This is a genomic window from Psychrobacter vallis (assembly GCF_904846715.1).
GTDB classification, from domain to species: domain Bacteria; phylum Pseudomonadota; class Gammaproteobacteria; order Pseudomonadales; family Moraxellaceae; genus Psychrobacter; species Psychrobacter vallis.
In genome coordinates, this window is sequence record NZ_CAJHBU010000002.1 from 96,444 (window position 1) to 111,535 (window position 15,092).

The following is a 15,092-nucleotide window of genomic DNA, read 5'->3' on the forward strand; positions in this document are numbered from 1 at the left end:
TTGCGGGCTTTTTTTATCATAAATCTTTATCAGTCTGCCATTATGAGTCTAGCGCTGCCTTCGCTTTTTTATGCTTTTTGACTGTCATTGCCAAGAGCTGTATGGCAGCAGGTGTAACACCGCTCACACGTCCAGCTTGAGCAAGCGTAGCAGGACGAACATGAGTGAGCTTCTGTACAATCTCATTTGATAATCCCGATACGGCACTATAATCAAAGTCCATCGGCAGCGCCGTATTCTCCAGACGTTTCAACTGATCAATCTCTTCTTGCTGACGATCAATGTATCCTGCGTATTTGACAGAAATCTCTATCTGCTCTCCCACTTGTGCATCAACTTTTGAGTCAGTGATAGCGGCGATATCAGCAAAATGTATTTGCGGACGCTTTAGCAAATCAAAGGCGGTTGATTCTTTAGAAAGCACCTCGCCAGTTTGCTCAGTCACTTGCTTTCCTAAGGCATTAACAGGCGTTGCCCACATGTCTTTTAAACGTGACGTTTCTGTCGTGATCGCATCCATTTTCTCTTGGTAAGCCTGCCAGCGTACGTCATCCACCAAGCCCAATTTACGACCAGTCTCTGTTAGGCGTTGATCCGCATTGTCTTCACGTAGCAATAGACGATACTCAGCGCGGCTCGTAAACATACGGTATGGCTCGGTGGTACCATGCGTAATCAAGTCGTCAACAAGCACGCCAAGGTACGCTTCATCACGACGCGGTGTCCACGTTTCAAACTCACTATTGTTAGTAGTGACCAATGCAGCATTGGTACCTGCTAGCAACCCTTGTACACCCGCTTCTTCGTAGCCCGTCGTGCCGTTGATTTGACCTGCAAAGTACAAACGATCGATAGATTTGGTTTCAAGCGTTGGCTTTAGATTTTGTGGATCAAAGTAATCATACTCAATCGCATATCCTGGGCGAGTAATATGCGCGTTTTCTAAGCCTTTCATACTATGAATAAAGTCTAACTGCACATCAAATGGCAAACTGGTCGAGATACCATTCGGATAAAGCTCATGTGTGGTCAAGCCTTCTGGCTCAATAAATATCTGATGGCTATCTTTGTCAGCAAAACGATGTATCTTATCTTCAATAGATGGGCAATAACGAGGGCCAACCCCTTCGATCTTGCCAGAGAACATCGGCGAGCGGTCGAGGTTTTCACGGATAATGTCATGAGTACGGGCATTGGTATGCGTGATATAACAGTTAACCTGTTCTGGATGCATGGACACATCACCCATATAGCTCATGACTGGTAGCGGTGTATCACCCGGCTGTACCGCCATCACACTAAAATCCACGCTACGCGCATCGATCCGCGCTGGTGTGCCAGTTTTTAAACGCCCGACTGGCAGCTTAAGCTCACGCAAACGGTCAGCGAGCTTGATAGAAGGCTGATCCCCTGCGCGTCCACCATTTGAGTTCTCAAGACCAATATGAATAACCCCGCCTAAGAAAGTACCTGAGGTCAGCACAACAGTTTCGGTCTTAAAGACAATCCCAGTAGAGGTCACAACTGCCGTAGCACGACCATTCTCCACCAAGATATCATCAGCAGCTTGCTGAAATAAATCCAAATTTGGCTGGTTCTCTAATGTATGACGAATCGCCGCTTTATAAAGAATGCGATCTGCTTGGGCACGTGTGGCACGAACGGCTGCCCCTTTACGGCTATTTAATACGCGAAACTGAATACCTGCTTTATCTGTCGCTAACGCCATCGCCCCGCCTAACGCATCAATTTCACGTACTAAATGTGATTTACCGATACCACCAATCGCTGGATTACAACTCATCTGTCCCAGCGTTTCGATATTATGCGTCAACAATAAGGTTTGCGCGCCCATACGTGCAGCCGCCAAAGCCGCTTCTGTGCCAGCATGACCACCACCGATCACTATCACGTCGTAATGTTTTGGGTACTGCATGTATGCCTCACTTGACTCATAACGCTGCTGATTCCCATATTCTATTTCACAGAACATGGCTACCAGCAAATAAACGTCAGTCGAATTTATAAAAAAGATAACGACCCAGATAAGTCGTTCGTAATTGATTGAATAACCCAACATTATAACAATTTTTTAACGCTTAAAAAACGTTAGGACAAAAACTATTAGAATTAAGTTTTAATGATAAAAGATACGCCACGATAACCATTTGATTAAAGCTAAATTATTAATTTAGTTTATTAGCCGGACTCAGCGGTACGATCTGATCTGAATGACCACTCGTCACCATATGGTGGCTGCCATAGCCTTCTGGATTGATTTGTAGATACGCATTCATTTGACCAATTGCGTCGCCATCATCACTCGCTAGAATTTGCTCTTTAATCATATCAACTGGCGGTAATGGTAAGTTTTTGAGCAGAGCCAAGCGCTGCTGATTATCACCTTTATTGACAACCAACTCAATAAGCTGGCGGGCATCAATCGGCAAATCTGGTGTGCTTTGTGCCAGTAATGCTAAATGATAAGCACCCGCAGCATCTTGGTCTGCGACAATACGCTGCTCGATGGCAATGTAGGTCGCTTCCGTTGCACCGCCTGCCACACTAAGCTGATGAATGCATTTAAGTGCTGAGTTTGCCTCACTGCTCGCAATTTCAATGATACGTAAAGATCCACTTTTTAAACGCTCGCGACGTTTTTCGATAATTGCTTGCTCGGCGGCTTCTTTTTGCGCTTGTTGCTGGTCAGATTCCTCGATATTCATAAGACTCTCTTTTTGATAATTGTACTTATCATTCTGTTTATATTGAACACTTTATGGGGTCAAAACCTATAAAATCAATCAAGTATAAAAGTCATAAAAAAACCCAAATAGCCATTAAGACCACTTGGGTTCGTTGTGCGTTGATCGTAAAACTTATTTATGTATTACTCACTCATTACAATGTCAGAGCAATTCCATAAACCATTTTAACTATTAAGCAGCAGGGCTATTGGCTTCAACCAATGGCTTTAGCTCACCTGATTGATACATCTGCAAAATAATATCCGATCCACCCATCAATTCGCCGTCAATCCATAATTGCGGAAACGTCGGCCAGTTAGCGATTTTTGGCAACGTCGCACGAATTTCTGGGTTTTCTAAAATGTTTACAAAAGCAAATGGACGACCGATTTGGGTAAGAACCTCAATCGATTTAGCAGAAAAACCACACTGCGGAAACTGCGGTGTGCCTTTCATATAGATAATAACTTTGTTGTCTTTGATTTGATCACGGATCAGTTGTTCAACATCATTTGCAGCGGTATTTGGGGTTTGCTCACTCATAAAAGCTCCTATTGATAATAGCGGTTCATTAAAATATTATTTGTGTTGCAAAATAATTAAGTAAAGATATGGCTGATACATGGGGCGATTGCCACTGTATTACAAGCACTATTTTATATTGTTTTGACTAGTCGCTGCCTTGCTAGGTTCGCCAGCATTAAAGATTAACAGTATTAGGCACTAATAATACCACGGCATTGGCCATGATACCCTCTTGTCGACCCGTAAAACCCAGTTTTTCAGTGGTGGTGGCTTTAACGCTGATATGACTCACTGATGTTTGCAAGTCACTAGCGATGTTTTCACGCATGGCTTGACTGTGAGGGGCCAGTTTTGGACGCTCGCACATGACGGTAATATCTGCATTCCCTAGGCTATAACCCGCTTCTTGTACTTTACTATAAACGTAACGTAGCAATATTCGCGAGTCCAAGCCTGCATGAGCGGCATCTGTGTCAGGGAAATGCTGACCAATATCACCAAGCGCCAATGCACCCAATAGCGCATCTGCGAGCGCGTGTAGTACCACATCGCCGTCCGAATGCGCCAACAAACTGTGAGTGTGCTCGATAGGCACGCCCGCTAGTATGACATATTGCTGCTGCTGACCATTATTGTGAAAAGCATGAACGTCGATACCTTGACCAATTTTTATCATTATTATTCCAAATTCGTTAGGCGTGATTAAAATAATTTAAAACCACTATTTGAATTTTTAGAGCGGTTTTGCTCACAGTAAAATGCCATGGGTCGCCACCAGTTTCAATTAACTGGTATAATATGACGCTTATTTTATCATAATACCAAATCCAAAAGAAAAACAGGAACTGTCAGCTTGCTAAGATTGTCATTCGTCTTTGTATTGATTTTCAGAACCCTTATGGCTTTTGGACAAAGTATAAATAGTTGAGCCGCTCTATGTCAGCCATTGTACCAAACTCAGATTCTTTTACCGCCCATCGCCCTTTAACACTTGCCGATATCGACAATCCTAGCGCCAAGCATGTGATTGTTGGCATGTCAGGTGGGGTCGATTCTTCTGTATCAGCCGTTCTGCTCCAGCAGGCAGGTTTTAAGGTTGAAGGCCTGTTTATGAAGAACTGGGAGGAAGATGACGGTACCGAGTACTGTACAGCGATGGATGATCTAGCAGACGCGCAAGCCGTGTGTGATAAAATCGGTATGAAGTTGCACACAGCCAACTTTGCCATGGAATATTGGGATCGGGTTTTTGAGCACTTCTTAGCCGAATATAAAGCGGGTCGTACGCCAAATCCTGATATTTTGTGCAACAAAGAAATTAAGTTTAAGGCATTTTTGGATTATGCTTTGACACTCGGGGCCGATTATATCGCCACCGGACACTACACACGTCGCAGTGTGAATTATAAAAATGAGCATGGCACTGAGGTTGCGCAGTTATTGCGCGGCCTTGATAACAATAAAGACCAAAGTTACTTCTTACATGCAGTTGGCGGCGATAAAATTGCTAAGACGCTATTCCCAGTCGGTGAGCTTGAAAAACCTGTGGTTCGTCAAATCGCTGAGGAGCATGATCTGGCTACCGCCAAGAAGAAAGACTCTACCGGCATTTGCTTCATTGGCGAGCGACGCTTTAAGGATTTTTTACAGCAGTACTTGCCCGCCCAAAAAGGCGATATTGTTACTGATGATGGCAATATCATCGGAACTCATGATGGCCTTATGTATTACACTTTGGGTCAACGCGGTGGTATCGGGATTGGCGGCGTCAAAGACCGTCCAGAAGAACCATGGTTTGTACTGGCAAAAGACTTAGATAAAAATCGTTTAATCGTGGGTCAAGGTCACGAACATCCTATGATGATGAGCAACGAGCTAAAAGCTTATAAGCTTGATTGGATAGATGGTTTGCCATCTGTTGATGTCTTTAGCGAAAATGGTTTGCGCTGTATGGCAAAATCTCGTTATCGTCAGCCTGACCAAGCCTGCTATGTGTTTGCAATGAAAGATGACGGTAGTGAAGTGCTCGTGGTATTTGATGAGCCACAGCGTGCCGTGACCCCAGGTCAATCAGCAGTATTTTATATTGATGAAATCTGTTTGGGCGGTGGCGTGATTGCTTCTATTGATGCCCCGTGTGGGTTCTAGAATACACAAGGAGCATTGATTGAAATGCTGATCTGGATCATTGCTATTTGGCTTTCGACACTGATATTGCTACTACTTGGAATTTCCAAATTATCTAAGAAAGGAGAGCCTAATTACTCTCCAAAAAAACGTATCTTATTATGGGCAGCTTTAATGAGCCATATTTGTTGTTCATTCGCCTTTATCGCCGTCTGTATATCCGCAGTTTTTAATACAGCGGCTTCTGTTTGAACTTGATTATTATTCATTTACCTTGTAAATATTATAAGTCAATTGTGCCACAGGCTGTAGCTCTGAGGTGAATTGATAAAAGCGAATATCATAGCTGCCCTGTGTCCAACCATCGTCTGGCTTAAAACTGACCCAGTTTTGATTGCTATTGGCAACGATGTCTTTTTTCTCAAACAATAATACTTGTCCTGTCTGATTATTTACCCATTTGACAAACACGAATGGGCTGGCAGGTACTTTCCCCGCTGTGTCAAGATGCGCAAACACAGTAGCATTTTTCTCGATGTTTGAGGTATCCATCGACGATGATGGCATTGAAGACGTGAGTGACAATTTAACTTCACCGACGAGTGGTTGATTGTCATTTTTCTTGTATAGCTCCTCAACTGCACGCTGGGCAAATTGTCGCTTATCCGCAAGCGCCTCGCCTGCGCCTTGTGACATAAACCGATCAATGTACTGTCCTAGCATATAGTCAGGCATTTTATTGACGATATCTAAAGCTTGCTCTTGCGAGTAATCATTAGTAGAAGGAACATTTGACCCTTTGGCATTTTTTGTAAGAGAATTTGCGCCTGCATTATTTACATCACTCTGTATTTCGGACAAAGGATTGCTTGCTGGATTGCTGCTACTTTGGTTATCTATAGCGACAGGCACTTGCTGCTTTGCCTGCATAATATTATCCATCTGCTGCTTGGTCATGAGCAGATATGTTACTACGCTACCAAAAATGAAGGCTACCAAAATGGATAAGAAAAATAAGGTTTTGTCTTTCATAAGCGAATTAGTATTCTTTAGTTAATAACTGATAAACCTATTACTTTAATAAAAAAAGGTATCCACTATTCAAGTAGATACCTTTTCAACTTTAAATGATTGATCTTATTTAGCACAACGGAATTGATAGTTATTTATATTGATACCGCCTCCAGAGGTTACGCCACCTGAATTGAGGATGCCATTACTACAACTATACGTCACTTTAGCACCACTATTAACGATTGATGCTGAATAAGTACAGCTTCCATTATTAGGAACAGTCACATTAACAGTCGCTGGGCTTGTACCTGTAGAAGCACAGGTAGCTAATGTTGGGTTTGTAGGAGTAGTTGGGTTTGTAGGAGTAGTTGGGTTTGTAGGAGTAGTTGGGTTTGTAGGAGTAGTTGGGTTTGTAGGCAGGTCTGGTGTATCATTATTACTTCCACTGCTATCACTATCACCGCCGCAAGCGCTAAGCGCCAATGCTGAGCCTAACACTAAAACGCTAAAGAATTTATTCATGTATTGATTTCCATTTAGTGAACTATTGATTGCTAACATAAAGGTCATTAAAGCATTTTTACATTATAAAAACAATACTGTTACAAACATAAATTGCTTATTTTATAGGAAAAATTTCAGGAAGTCCTATCGCCTAACGATTCAATAATATCTTGAATACTTCATTAAGCTTATTCCTAATGAATAATCAATGGATGCAGGTATTAAGACTGACTTTTTTGTGTCAACTTTTGCTATAATTGCGCGACCAAAATTTTCCTGATGTAGTAAGCATTCATTCACTCTCTGCTAATTCAAAGGCGATATTATGACCACCCTTACCGCGCTATCCCCCATCGACGGTCGCTATGCGTCCAAAGCCGACAGCTTGCGTCCTTATCTCTCTGAATTCGGTCTGATTAAAGCTCGCGTAACCGTTGAAATTCGCTGGTTACAGTCATTAGCGGATAATGATGCAATCGGTGAGCTAGCCGCATTTGATGCGCAGACTAATAACTTTTTAAATACCATTGTTGATGATTTTAGTGAAGCAGATGCACAAGCTATTAAAGACATTGAAGCGACAACCAATCATGATGTCAAAGCGGTCGAGTATTTTATCAAAGACAAGTTTCGTGGTCAGGATGCACTCATTGAGTCACTAGAATTCATCCATTTTGCTTGTACCAGTGAAGATATTAATAACTTATCATATGCCCTAATGCTCAAAGACAGTCGTGAAATTGTATTGGCAAAAATGCAGCAACTGACCGATAGCATCGTAGATTTGGCCATTGCTCATGCTGACCAGCCAATGCTGTCACGCACTCACGGTCAAACCGCTAGCCCAACCACGCTTGGTAAAGAGATGGCAAACGTGGCTTACCGCCTTGCCCGCCAAATCAAGCAAATCAGTCAAGTGGAACTACTGGGTAAAATCAATGGCGCAGTCGGTAACTATAACGCCCATTTTTCGGCGTATCCTGATGTTGATTGGCAGAGCCATGCAGAGCAGTTTATTGAGCAGCGTCTAGAACTGGCCTTTAACCCTTATACCACGCAAATCGAGCCACATGATTATATCGCTGAGTTGTTTGATGCAGTCAAGCGTTTTAATACAATACTAATCGATTTTAACCGTGATATTTGGCAATATATTAGCTTAGGCTATTTTAAACAACGCCTAAAGGACGGTGAAGTTGGCTCTTCTACTATGCCGCATAAAGTCAACCCGATTGATTTTGAAAACTCAGAAGGTAACTTAGGCGTTGCTAATGCGATGTTGGCACATTTGGGTGAAAAGCTACCGATTTCGCGTATGCAGCGTGACCTATCAGACTCAACCGTATTACGTAATATTGGTGTTGGTCTGGCTCAGAGCATGATCGCTTTTGATGCTTGCCTAAAAGGGGTGAGTAAACTTGAATTGAATGCTCAGCGTCTAAATGATGATTTGAATCAAGCACAAGAAGTATTGGCTGAGCCGATTCAAACGGTCATGCGTCGCTACCGTGTTGAAAACCCTTATGAGAAGCTAAAAGCCTTGACGCGTGGCAATGCTATGACTCGTGAAGCCATGCTGACGTTTGTGGAAAGTGATGAGTTGTCTGCTGTTAGCGATGCTGATAAAACACGCTTACGTGAAATGACCCCTGCTACCTATATCGGTAATGCTGCTGAACAAGCACGTACGATTAAAGAGTGGATTGCCAAGCTTTAATAGCAAATAAATAAGCAGGCGCTTACAATGTATAGTCGCTTTAATGCTATTACTGTCAGTACTATCGCGATATTCATCGTCATGGTACTGGCAAGTATTGAGCCTTTAGAATGGTCAAGCTACCTGCTACATCAGCTCGGTACGTTGCTTTTTTTAGCATTGATGCTGAGCGCTTATCATTATCGGCATATTAGCGCACGCTCTTATGTGCTCGCTTCGTTGTTTTTAGTCATTCATATTATAGGCGCGCGGTATTTATACTCGTACGTGCCATATGATGATTGGACAGAGCAACTATTTGGTATACGTTTGGACGAGTTATTTGGTTGGCAGCGCAATATGTATGATCGCCTCGTACACTTTAGCTACGGGCTTTTGCTATTTAGCGCCATGGTTGAAAGTACAAAATCCATCTTTACCATTCAATTAACCAAACTATTAATAGCTGTCGCACTGATGGTAAATATGTCATCAAGTCTGCTCTACGAGCTCATCGAATGGGGCATTGCGACTACTTTGTCACCAGAAGCGGCTGAAGCTTATAACGGGCAGCAAGGTGATGTTTGGGATGCCCACAAAGACATGGCTTTAGCATTACTCGGTGGGCTGATTGCGGCAGGTATTATGCTATTTCAAACGGGTAAAAATCAAATATTAGACAAATAATAAATTAATCGTCTTTTTTATCATCATCGCTATCACCCGGTATGATGGCTTTACCCACTGCAACTGTGCCTTTGACCACGCCTTTGGTGGTTTTATAAGCGACTTTGACTGGGACTGTCACGATCTTGTGAACACAGGCTTGTAATAAAAACATGCTAGCGATAATGACGATAAAATGCAGTTTTTTCATAAACTTCCTAAGAGTGATTGGATGCTCTAATAATAGTCATCACAGATGATAATCATAAACTATTAAACCTCTCCTATAAAGCATCTCTTACTATCAATCTCATACGCATTTAAAATATGGATTTATCAATGACTTCTATTCCTCTTTGTCTACCCGACTCTATTACGCCTGAGCAGTTTTTGGCTGAATACTGGCAAAAAAAGCCCCTACTTATCAAGCAAGGTCTACCGCAATTGATCGATATGTTTGAGCCAGACGACATGATTGGTCTTGCCCTTGAAGAAGATGCTAGCGCCCGATTGCTGACCCAAGCAGCAAATAAGAAAGAAGGTCAGGCACAGTGGCAACTCAAAAAAAGTCCGCTGAGCGAGACTGATTTTGAGCACTTGCCAGAACAGTGGACAGTGCTGGTACAAAACCTTGAACAATGGTCGCCTGAGCTTGGGCAATTGTGGCAAGCGTTTGACTTTATTCCGCAGTGGCAACGTGATGACATTATGGTCTCCTATGCGCCTAAAGGTGGTTCGGTCGGCAAGCATTATGACGATTACGATGTCTTTTTAGCGCAAGGCTATGGCTCTAGACGTTGGCAATTGGGAAAATTCTGTGACAAAGATACAGAGTTTGTCGCTGATGAGCCTATTCGCCTCTTTGATGATATGGGTGAGATTATTTTTGATGAGATACTAGAGGCAGGTGACGTCCTTTATGTCCCGCCAAAGCTCTCCCATTTTGGTGTTGCACAAGATGATTGCCTAACCTTTTCATTTGGCTGTCGTCGTCCAAACTTGATGCAAGTTATCGATAGTATCGCTGATATCGCCACCAATGATAGTGATTTATTTGTTCCAATGCTACTACCGCAAGCCATGCAAGAATCAGGTGAATTGCAAACAGACAGTATCAATGCGATCAAAACCCAATTATTACAAATGCTACAATCTGAGCGCGGAGATGATATGATTCGCCAAGCCGTGTCTGAGGTGGTTAGCAAGCGTCAATATGATGCGCTCATGCCAGAAGAAACACTGGATACTGATGAGCTGATGCAAGCTTTATCAGAGGGTGCAACGCTACAAGCGGATTACAGTAATCGTCTGATTTATAGCCAAACTAATGATGGCATAACGCTATATGCAAATGGTCAGCGTATCGATGGGCTTGATGAAACGACAATGACTGTACTGATACGTTTGGCAAATGGAGAAAAATTGTACAGCGCAGATGTCAAAGAGATTGATGCAGATGATTTAAGTGAATGGTTAGAAAATGGTTGGGTATGGATTGATTTTGCAGAGTAAGTATAAATCCACTTACTTAAACCAATTTTTCATACAAACAAAAAAACCGATATCTGATTATTAGTCAGATATCGGTTTTTTTGGCTATATTTAAACGTTTGTATTCGGCATTTATACTTATGCCAACTACCACTTAGCTTTTATAAAAACCAAGTGGCGCTATAATTAAAATACTTACTCTGTACCAAGCTCAAGCAGACTGGCATTACCACCGATCGCTGTGGTATTGACTGTTCTTACGCGCTCAGTCACAAAGCGATGCAAATAATCAGGCGTCAACATCTCTGATAGGCCTTCCATATCTGTCACACTGATAACCTGCGTTAAGATACCATCAGTATTGGCAAGCTCTTGACTGATGACCTGTACTTCGCTACGACTACCAGCGACAGCAACTTGCGCAAGACGGTCGATATACAACAGCGTGATGGTTTGCGAGTCATTAGCCACACTCAATACATCATCACTGATTCCTGCTTGATAAAGTATGGTTGCAGCTTCATTACACATCTCATCTTGGCTCGGGCAATGCAAGATCACTTCGTTGCCCGTCAATAAGGCCGCAATCAGTTGCCCTAGTACTGCCATTGCTCTAGCAGACTCACCACCGATAACCATGGTTTTGCCACGGCCCGTGACATACAAATCATTGGATTCGCCAGTCGCACCAGTCATGCGATGCACCTCATCCAAGCTCGCCGCCGCACTCAATAAATGATTGAATAGACGCTTTGCTTTATTGGCATCACCTGTCAGCAAAGCCAGTTTTGTAACGGCTGCCTGTAGATAAGCAGCACGATTCACTGCGCCAAGTAGTCGCCAAGACTCACAAACCTGGGCATGATTTTTTTTGAATTCAGTTGCCATGTTGCTACTCCTTATGCGATTTCTGTTTGGGTGGTTAATGTTGCTGTATTACTATTCATCAGTGTTTGCTCAGTCGCTGACCTCTCATTTACTGATGATTCCGTACTTAATTGCATCAAACGGGCGACATAGTGCGGGCCACCCGCTTTTGGACCTGTACCAGACAGACCACAACCACCAAACGGCTGTACATTCACAACCGCGCCAATTTGGTTACGGTTGATATAAGTATTACCGACAAAAGCACGACGCTCGATGTGCTCAGCAGTATTTTCGATACGGCTATGAATCCCTAGAGTCAAACCAAAACCTGTACCATTAATCGCATCAATCAGCTTATCTAAATCGCGGGCTTGATAACGCAGTACATGTAAGATTGGACCAAAATGTTCACCACCGATGACTTCAATGCTTTTTACTTCAATTGCGGTTGGCAATACAAAGGTAGACTGCTCTTCACTCACAACTGAGCTTGAACTCATTGGCGTTTGTGCCAAAATAGTCGCTGTCGGCTCCACTCTCATGCGCTCGATATGCGCTTCAAGACCTTGTTTGGCATCGCCATCAATCACTGGCCCCACGTCCGTGGCTGCATACAGCGGATTGCCTACCGATAGTTCAGCCATATTCCCTTGCAGCAATTCAATCAAATCATCAGCCATTTCTTCTTGCACGCATAGTATGCGGCAAGCTGAACAACGCTGACCCGCTGAACCAAAGGCAGACAATACAGCATCTCTAACCACTTGCTCAGGCAAGGCGGTTGAGTCAACAATCATGGCGTTTTGACCACCAGTTTCAGCGATAAATACCGGTAGCTCGCCGCTGACTTGTGCATGGTCATTTAGACTTTGATTAATACGTTGCGCGGTCTGAGTTGAACCAGTAAAAATAACGCCTGCGATATTGTCAGCGGCTGTTAGTGCACCGCCAACGTCCCCAGCACCAAGCACTAGCTGCAATGCTTCTACTGGTACGCCTGCCTGATACATCAGTTGTGCCCCAAAATGGGCAATTAAACTGGTTTGTTCGGCAGGTTTGGCCACGACAGTATTTCCGGCTGCCAATGCCGCCATGATTTGACCGGTATAAATGGCCAATGGGAAGTTCCACGGACTGATACAAACAAAAGTGCCGCGCGCTTTATAAACTTGGCGCGATTGTTTGCCACTTAAATCTGTAAACTCATGCACAGTCTCATCGAGACGCTCTGCTTCGTCCGCATAAAAACGACAGAAATCAACGGCTTCTTTGATCTCATCGATGCTGTCTTGCATGGTTTTGCCCGCTTCGACTTGGCATAGCGCCATCAATTCAGCATAATTCTCTTCAAAAATATCCGCTGTTTTGCGCAATATAGCCGCGCGTTTGGCAACTGGCACTGCTTGCCACATACTTTGTCCTACCACTGCGGCATCGATGGCTTGGCGCGCCAATTCGGCATTGGCATAAGTGACATCACCTGCGCTCACGTCATGATTCCAAGGCGCACGGACGGTTTGACTGTCAAGTTGCTGGGTTACGCCATCCGCTTCATAGCCATTAATTGCCTTGCCGTTAATAACAGAAGTCGCTGACCATGTTTTGTGCAAATGGCTATCGATGGCCGATTTAAACGGAAGCCATTGCGACTCTACAAATATATTGGGACCAAAGCTGGCACGTCTTGCACCATAGATTTCTAGTGGTAATGGAATATCTGGATTGTGCAACGTAGCATTGGTCAGCAGCTTGTCATAAGGATGCACCGTCAGCTTATCGATTGGATACGATTTATCTAATAGCTGATGGACAAACGAGCTATTGGCACCATTTTCGAGCAAACGGCGTACCAAATATGGCAGTAAGTCTTTGTGTGCACCCACTGGCGCGTAGATGCGTACAGGGATTTGATACGCTTGTAGGATATGATCATAAAGCGCATCACCCATGCCGTGCAGACGCTGAAACTCGAAATCTCTGTGTTGACTCATCGTCATAATCGAGGCAAGCGTATGAGCATTATGAGTAGCAAACTGCGGCCAAATCAATCCACGTAGATGATCTGATAACAAGAAGCGCGCACACGCCAGATAAGCGGTATCCGTGCCTTCTTTACGTGTCCAAACAGGATAACCTGACAGACCTTTTTGCTGAGCAAGCTTAATCTCAGTGTCCCAATACGCGCCTTTTACCAAACGGACTGGAATACGGTCACCCACTTCGGTCGCCAAACGAGCAAGCCAAGCCAAAACAGCGATTGCGCGCTTAGAATAACCCTGTACGACGATACCCAAACCATCCCAATCGGCCGTCAAATTGTCACGGTACAGAGATTCAAATAACTTCAAAGAAATCTCAAGACGATCGGCCTCTTCTGCATCGATACTGAGATCAACGTTGACTTCACGTGCCGCTTCGATAAGCAACATGCAGCGCTGACGTAGCAACCCCATCACTTGGGCTTCTTGCGTGGCCTCATAGCGAGGATGCAATGCTGATAATTTGATAGATACTGAAGGCTTCGGCATGCCTTCTTTGACTTTGATACTGGCAGTGGCTCTAATGGCATGCAAATAGTCATTGAAATATTTCTCAGCGTCCCTATGGGTAATCGCCGCTTCGCCTAGCATATCAAACGAATAGGTATAGCCTCTATTACGATATGGCTGGCTGTTTTTGTTGGCGTCTTCAATGGTCTCACCCAATACAAACTGATGCCCCATGATACGCATGGCTTTTTGCATCGCACTACGAATGACTGGTTCACCCATCTTTTTGGTCATGCGATCCAAAAACCCTGATGCTGTGGTGTCACTATCAATACTGACGACGCGACCCGTCATCATCATGCCCCACGACGAGGCATTGACCATAAAACCATTGTCGTTCTTGATGTGCTTTTTCCAGTCAGCCACACTCATTTTGTCATGAATAAGCGCGTCAGCCGTATAGTTGTCTGGCACTCGAATCAAAGCTTCTGCCAAGCTCATCAGCAAGATACCTTCTTGAGTGTCAAGGCTGTATTCGAGCAATAATGAGTCGACCATTTTGACCGCTTTGCCATCATTACGTACATGTTCAACCAATTGACGAGTTTGCTCAGCAGCAGCATCGCGCTCTTCAGCACTAGGTTTGGCAAGTGGTAATAATTCAGACAACCAGCGTTCTTCATCAACGCTATACAATGGCGAAATACGCGCATGCAGCTCTTTTGATGACTGGGCGATATATTCTGGTGACAGCATATCGACAGGATTAAATAAAATAGGCTCTTGCGGGGTAAACTGGTCTACTGGGTTCATAACAACTCCATAACTATCGTTTAAAAACCATAATAAATGGTGCTTTAGGAAGTCTGATCGTTCTGCTTGACCGACTATGACTACCATTACCTGAAATAGTGGTCATGAATGGATACTCACAGCAATAATCAAAACACCAAACAGCGCCAT

General features: G+C 43.7%; 13 protein-coding genes. 4 read left to right on the plus strand and 9 right to left on the minus strand.

Annotated features, from left to right (window positions below):
- Positions 1 to 40: 40 nt before the first annotated feature.
- The 4 genes from mnmG to ispF all read right to left on the minus strand — a co-directional run bounded on the left by mnmG (position 41) and on the right by ispF (position 3,948).
- The gene (gene mnmG / locus JMY02_RS01760) at positions 41 to 1,936 is read right to left on the minus strand and encodes a tRNA uridine-5-carboxymethylaminomethyl(34) synthesis enzyme MnmG (RefSeq protein WP_201594586.1); all 1,896 of its coding nucleotides are present in this window, start codon (positions 1,934 to 1,936) and stop codon (positions 41 to 43) included.
- Positions 1,937 to 2,186: 250 nt separating this feature from the next.
- Complete coding sequence (locus JMY02_RS01765) at positions 2,187 to 2,726, minus strand: hypothetical protein (protein WP_201594588.1); 540 nt, start codon at positions 2,724 to 2,726, stop codon at positions 2,187 to 2,189.
- Positions 2,727 to 2,939: 213 nt separating this feature from the next.
- Positions 2,940 to 3,290 carry a Grx4 family monothiol glutaredoxin gene (gene grxD, locus JMY02_RS01770; protein WP_201594590.1) on the minus strand — a complete coding sequence of 117 codons (351 nt, stop codon included), beginning with the start codon at positions 3,288 to 3,290 and terminating at the stop codon, positions 2,940 to 2,942.
- A 157-nt stretch (positions 3,291 to 3,447) separates the two neighbouring features.
- Positions 3,448 to 3,948, minus strand: coding sequence for a 2-C-methyl-D-erythritol 2,4-cyclodiphosphate synthase (gene ispF, locus JMY02_RS01775; RefSeq protein WP_201594592.1), 501 nt, complete (start codon positions 3,946 to 3,948; stop codon positions 3,448 to 3,450).
- Between the two features lie 260 nt (positions 3,949 to 4,208).
- Here ispF and mnmA point away from each other — a divergent pair, with 260 nt between their 5' ends.
- Entirely contained in the window at positions 4,209 to 5,420 is a 1,212-nt protein-coding gene (gene mnmA / locus JMY02_RS01780) for a tRNA 2-thiouridine(34) synthase MnmA (protein ID WP_201594594.1), read from the plus strand.
- Positions 5,421 to 5,660: 240 nt separating this feature from the next.
- Here mnmA and JMY02_RS01785 read toward each other — a convergent pair whose 3' ends face one another.
- Both JMY02_RS01785 and JMY02_RS01790 read right to left on the minus strand, forming a co-directional pair.
- Positions 5,661 to 6,431 (minus strand): hypothetical protein, encoded by a 771-nt coding sequence (locus tag JMY02_RS01785; protein ID WP_201594596.1) that lies wholly within the window; start codon positions 6,429 to 6,431, stop codon positions 5,661 to 5,663.
- Positions 6,432 to 6,536: 105 nt separating this feature from the next.
- Positions 6,537 to 6,974, minus strand: a complete 438-nt coding sequence (locus JMY02_RS01790; protein WP_201594598.1) for a hypothetical protein — start codon at positions 6,972 to 6,974, stop codon at positions 6,537 to 6,539.
- 268 nt (positions 6,975 to 7,242) lie between these two features.
- Here JMY02_RS01790 and purB point away from each other — a divergent pair, with 268 nt between their 5' ends.
- Entirely contained in the window at positions 7,243 to 8,634 is a 1,392-nt protein-coding gene (gene purB / locus JMY02_RS01795; protein ID WP_201594600.1) for an adenylosuccinate lyase, read from the plus strand.
- Between the two features lie 27 nt (positions 8,635 to 8,661).
- On the plus strand, positions 8,662 to 9,300 hold the full coding sequence (locus tag JMY02_RS01800) for a DUF2238 domain-containing protein (protein ID WP_201594602.1): 639 nt from the start codon (positions 8,662 to 8,664) through the stop codon (positions 9,298 to 9,300).
- A 4-nt stretch (positions 9,301 to 9,304) separates the two neighbouring features.
- Here JMY02_RS01800 and JMY02_RS01805 read toward each other — a convergent pair whose 3' ends face one another.
- Positions 9,305 to 9,490, minus strand: a complete 186-nt coding sequence (locus JMY02_RS01805; protein ID WP_201594604.1) for an NF038104 family lipoprotein — start codon at positions 9,488 to 9,490, stop codon at positions 9,305 to 9,307.
- Between the two features lie 128 nt (positions 9,491 to 9,618).
- Between JMY02_RS01805 and JMY02_RS01810 the strand changes: the two genes are divergently transcribed.
- Positions 9,619 to 10,791 (plus strand): cupin domain-containing protein, encoded by a 1,173-nt coding sequence (locus JMY02_RS01810; protein WP_201594606.1) that lies wholly within the window; start codon positions 9,619 to 9,621, stop codon positions 10,789 to 10,791.
- A 174-nt stretch (positions 10,792 to 10,965) separates the two neighbouring features.
- Here the strand turns inward: JMY02_RS01810 and JMY02_RS01815 are convergent, their stop codons facing one another.
- Both JMY02_RS01815 and putA read right to left on the minus strand, forming a co-directional pair.
- Positions 10,966 to 11,658 carry a 1-pyrroline-5-carboxylate dehydrogenase gene (locus JMY02_RS01815; protein ID WP_201594607.1) on the minus strand — a complete coding sequence of 231 codons (693 nt, stop codon included), beginning with the start codon at positions 11,656 to 11,658 and terminating at the stop codon, positions 10,966 to 10,968.
- A gap of 11 nt (positions 11,659 to 11,669) precedes the next feature.
- Positions 11,670 to 14,942, minus strand: coding sequence for a bifunctional proline dehydrogenase/L-glutamate gamma-semialdehyde dehydrogenase PutA (gene putA, locus JMY02_RS01820; protein WP_201594609.1), 3,273 nt, complete (start codon positions 14,940 to 14,942; stop codon positions 11,670 to 11,672).
- Positions 14,943 to 15,092: the final 150 nt, after the last annotated feature.

Coding starts and splice junctions, on each gene's coding strand:
- putA (WP_201594609.1), bottom strand. CDS start 14,942: ATGAACCCAGTAGACCAGTTTACCCCGCAAGAGCCTATTTTATTTAAT.
- JMY02_RS01815 (WP_201594607.1), bottom strand. CDS start 11,658: ATGGCAACTGAATTCAAAAAAAATCATGCCCAGGTTTGTGAGTCTTGG.
- grxD (WP_201594590.1), bottom strand. CDS start 3,290: ATGAGTGAGCAAACCCCAAATACCGCTGCAAATGATGTTGAACAACTG.
- JMY02_RS01800 (WP_201594602.1), top strand. CDS start 8,662: ATGTATAGTCGCTTTAATGCTATTACTGTCAGTACTATCGCGATATTC.
- JMY02_RS01790 (WP_201594598.1), bottom strand. CDS start 6,974: ATGTTAGCAATCAATAGTTCACTAAATGGAAATCAATACATGAATAAA.
- mnmA (WP_201594594.1), top strand. CDS start 4,209: ATGTCAGCCATTGTACCAAACTCAGATTCTTTTACCGCCCATCGCCCT.
- purB (WP_201594600.1), top strand. CDS start 7,243: ATGACCACCCTTACCGCGCTATCCCCCATCGACGGTCGCTATGCGTCC.
- ispF (WP_201594592.1), bottom strand. CDS start 3,948: ATGATAAAAATTGGTCAAGGTATCGACGTTCATGCTTTTCACAATAAT.
- JMY02_RS01810 (WP_201594606.1), top strand. CDS start 9,619: ATGACTTCTATTCCTCTTTGTCTACCCGACTCTATTACGCCTGAGCAG.
- mnmG (WP_201594586.1), bottom strand. CDS start 1,936: ATGCAGTACCCAAAACATTACGACGTGATAGTGATCGGTGGTGGTCAT.
- JMY02_RS01765 (WP_201594588.1), bottom strand. CDS start 2,726: ATGAATATCGAGGAATCTGACCAGCAACAAGCGCAAAAAGAAGCCGCC.
- JMY02_RS01805 (WP_201594604.1), bottom strand. CDS start 9,490: ATGAAAAAACTGCATTTTATCGTCATTATCGCTAGCATGTTTTTATTA.
- JMY02_RS01785 (WP_201594596.1), bottom strand. CDS start 6,431: ATGAAAGACAAAACCTTATTTTTCTTATCCATTTTGGTAGCCTTCATT.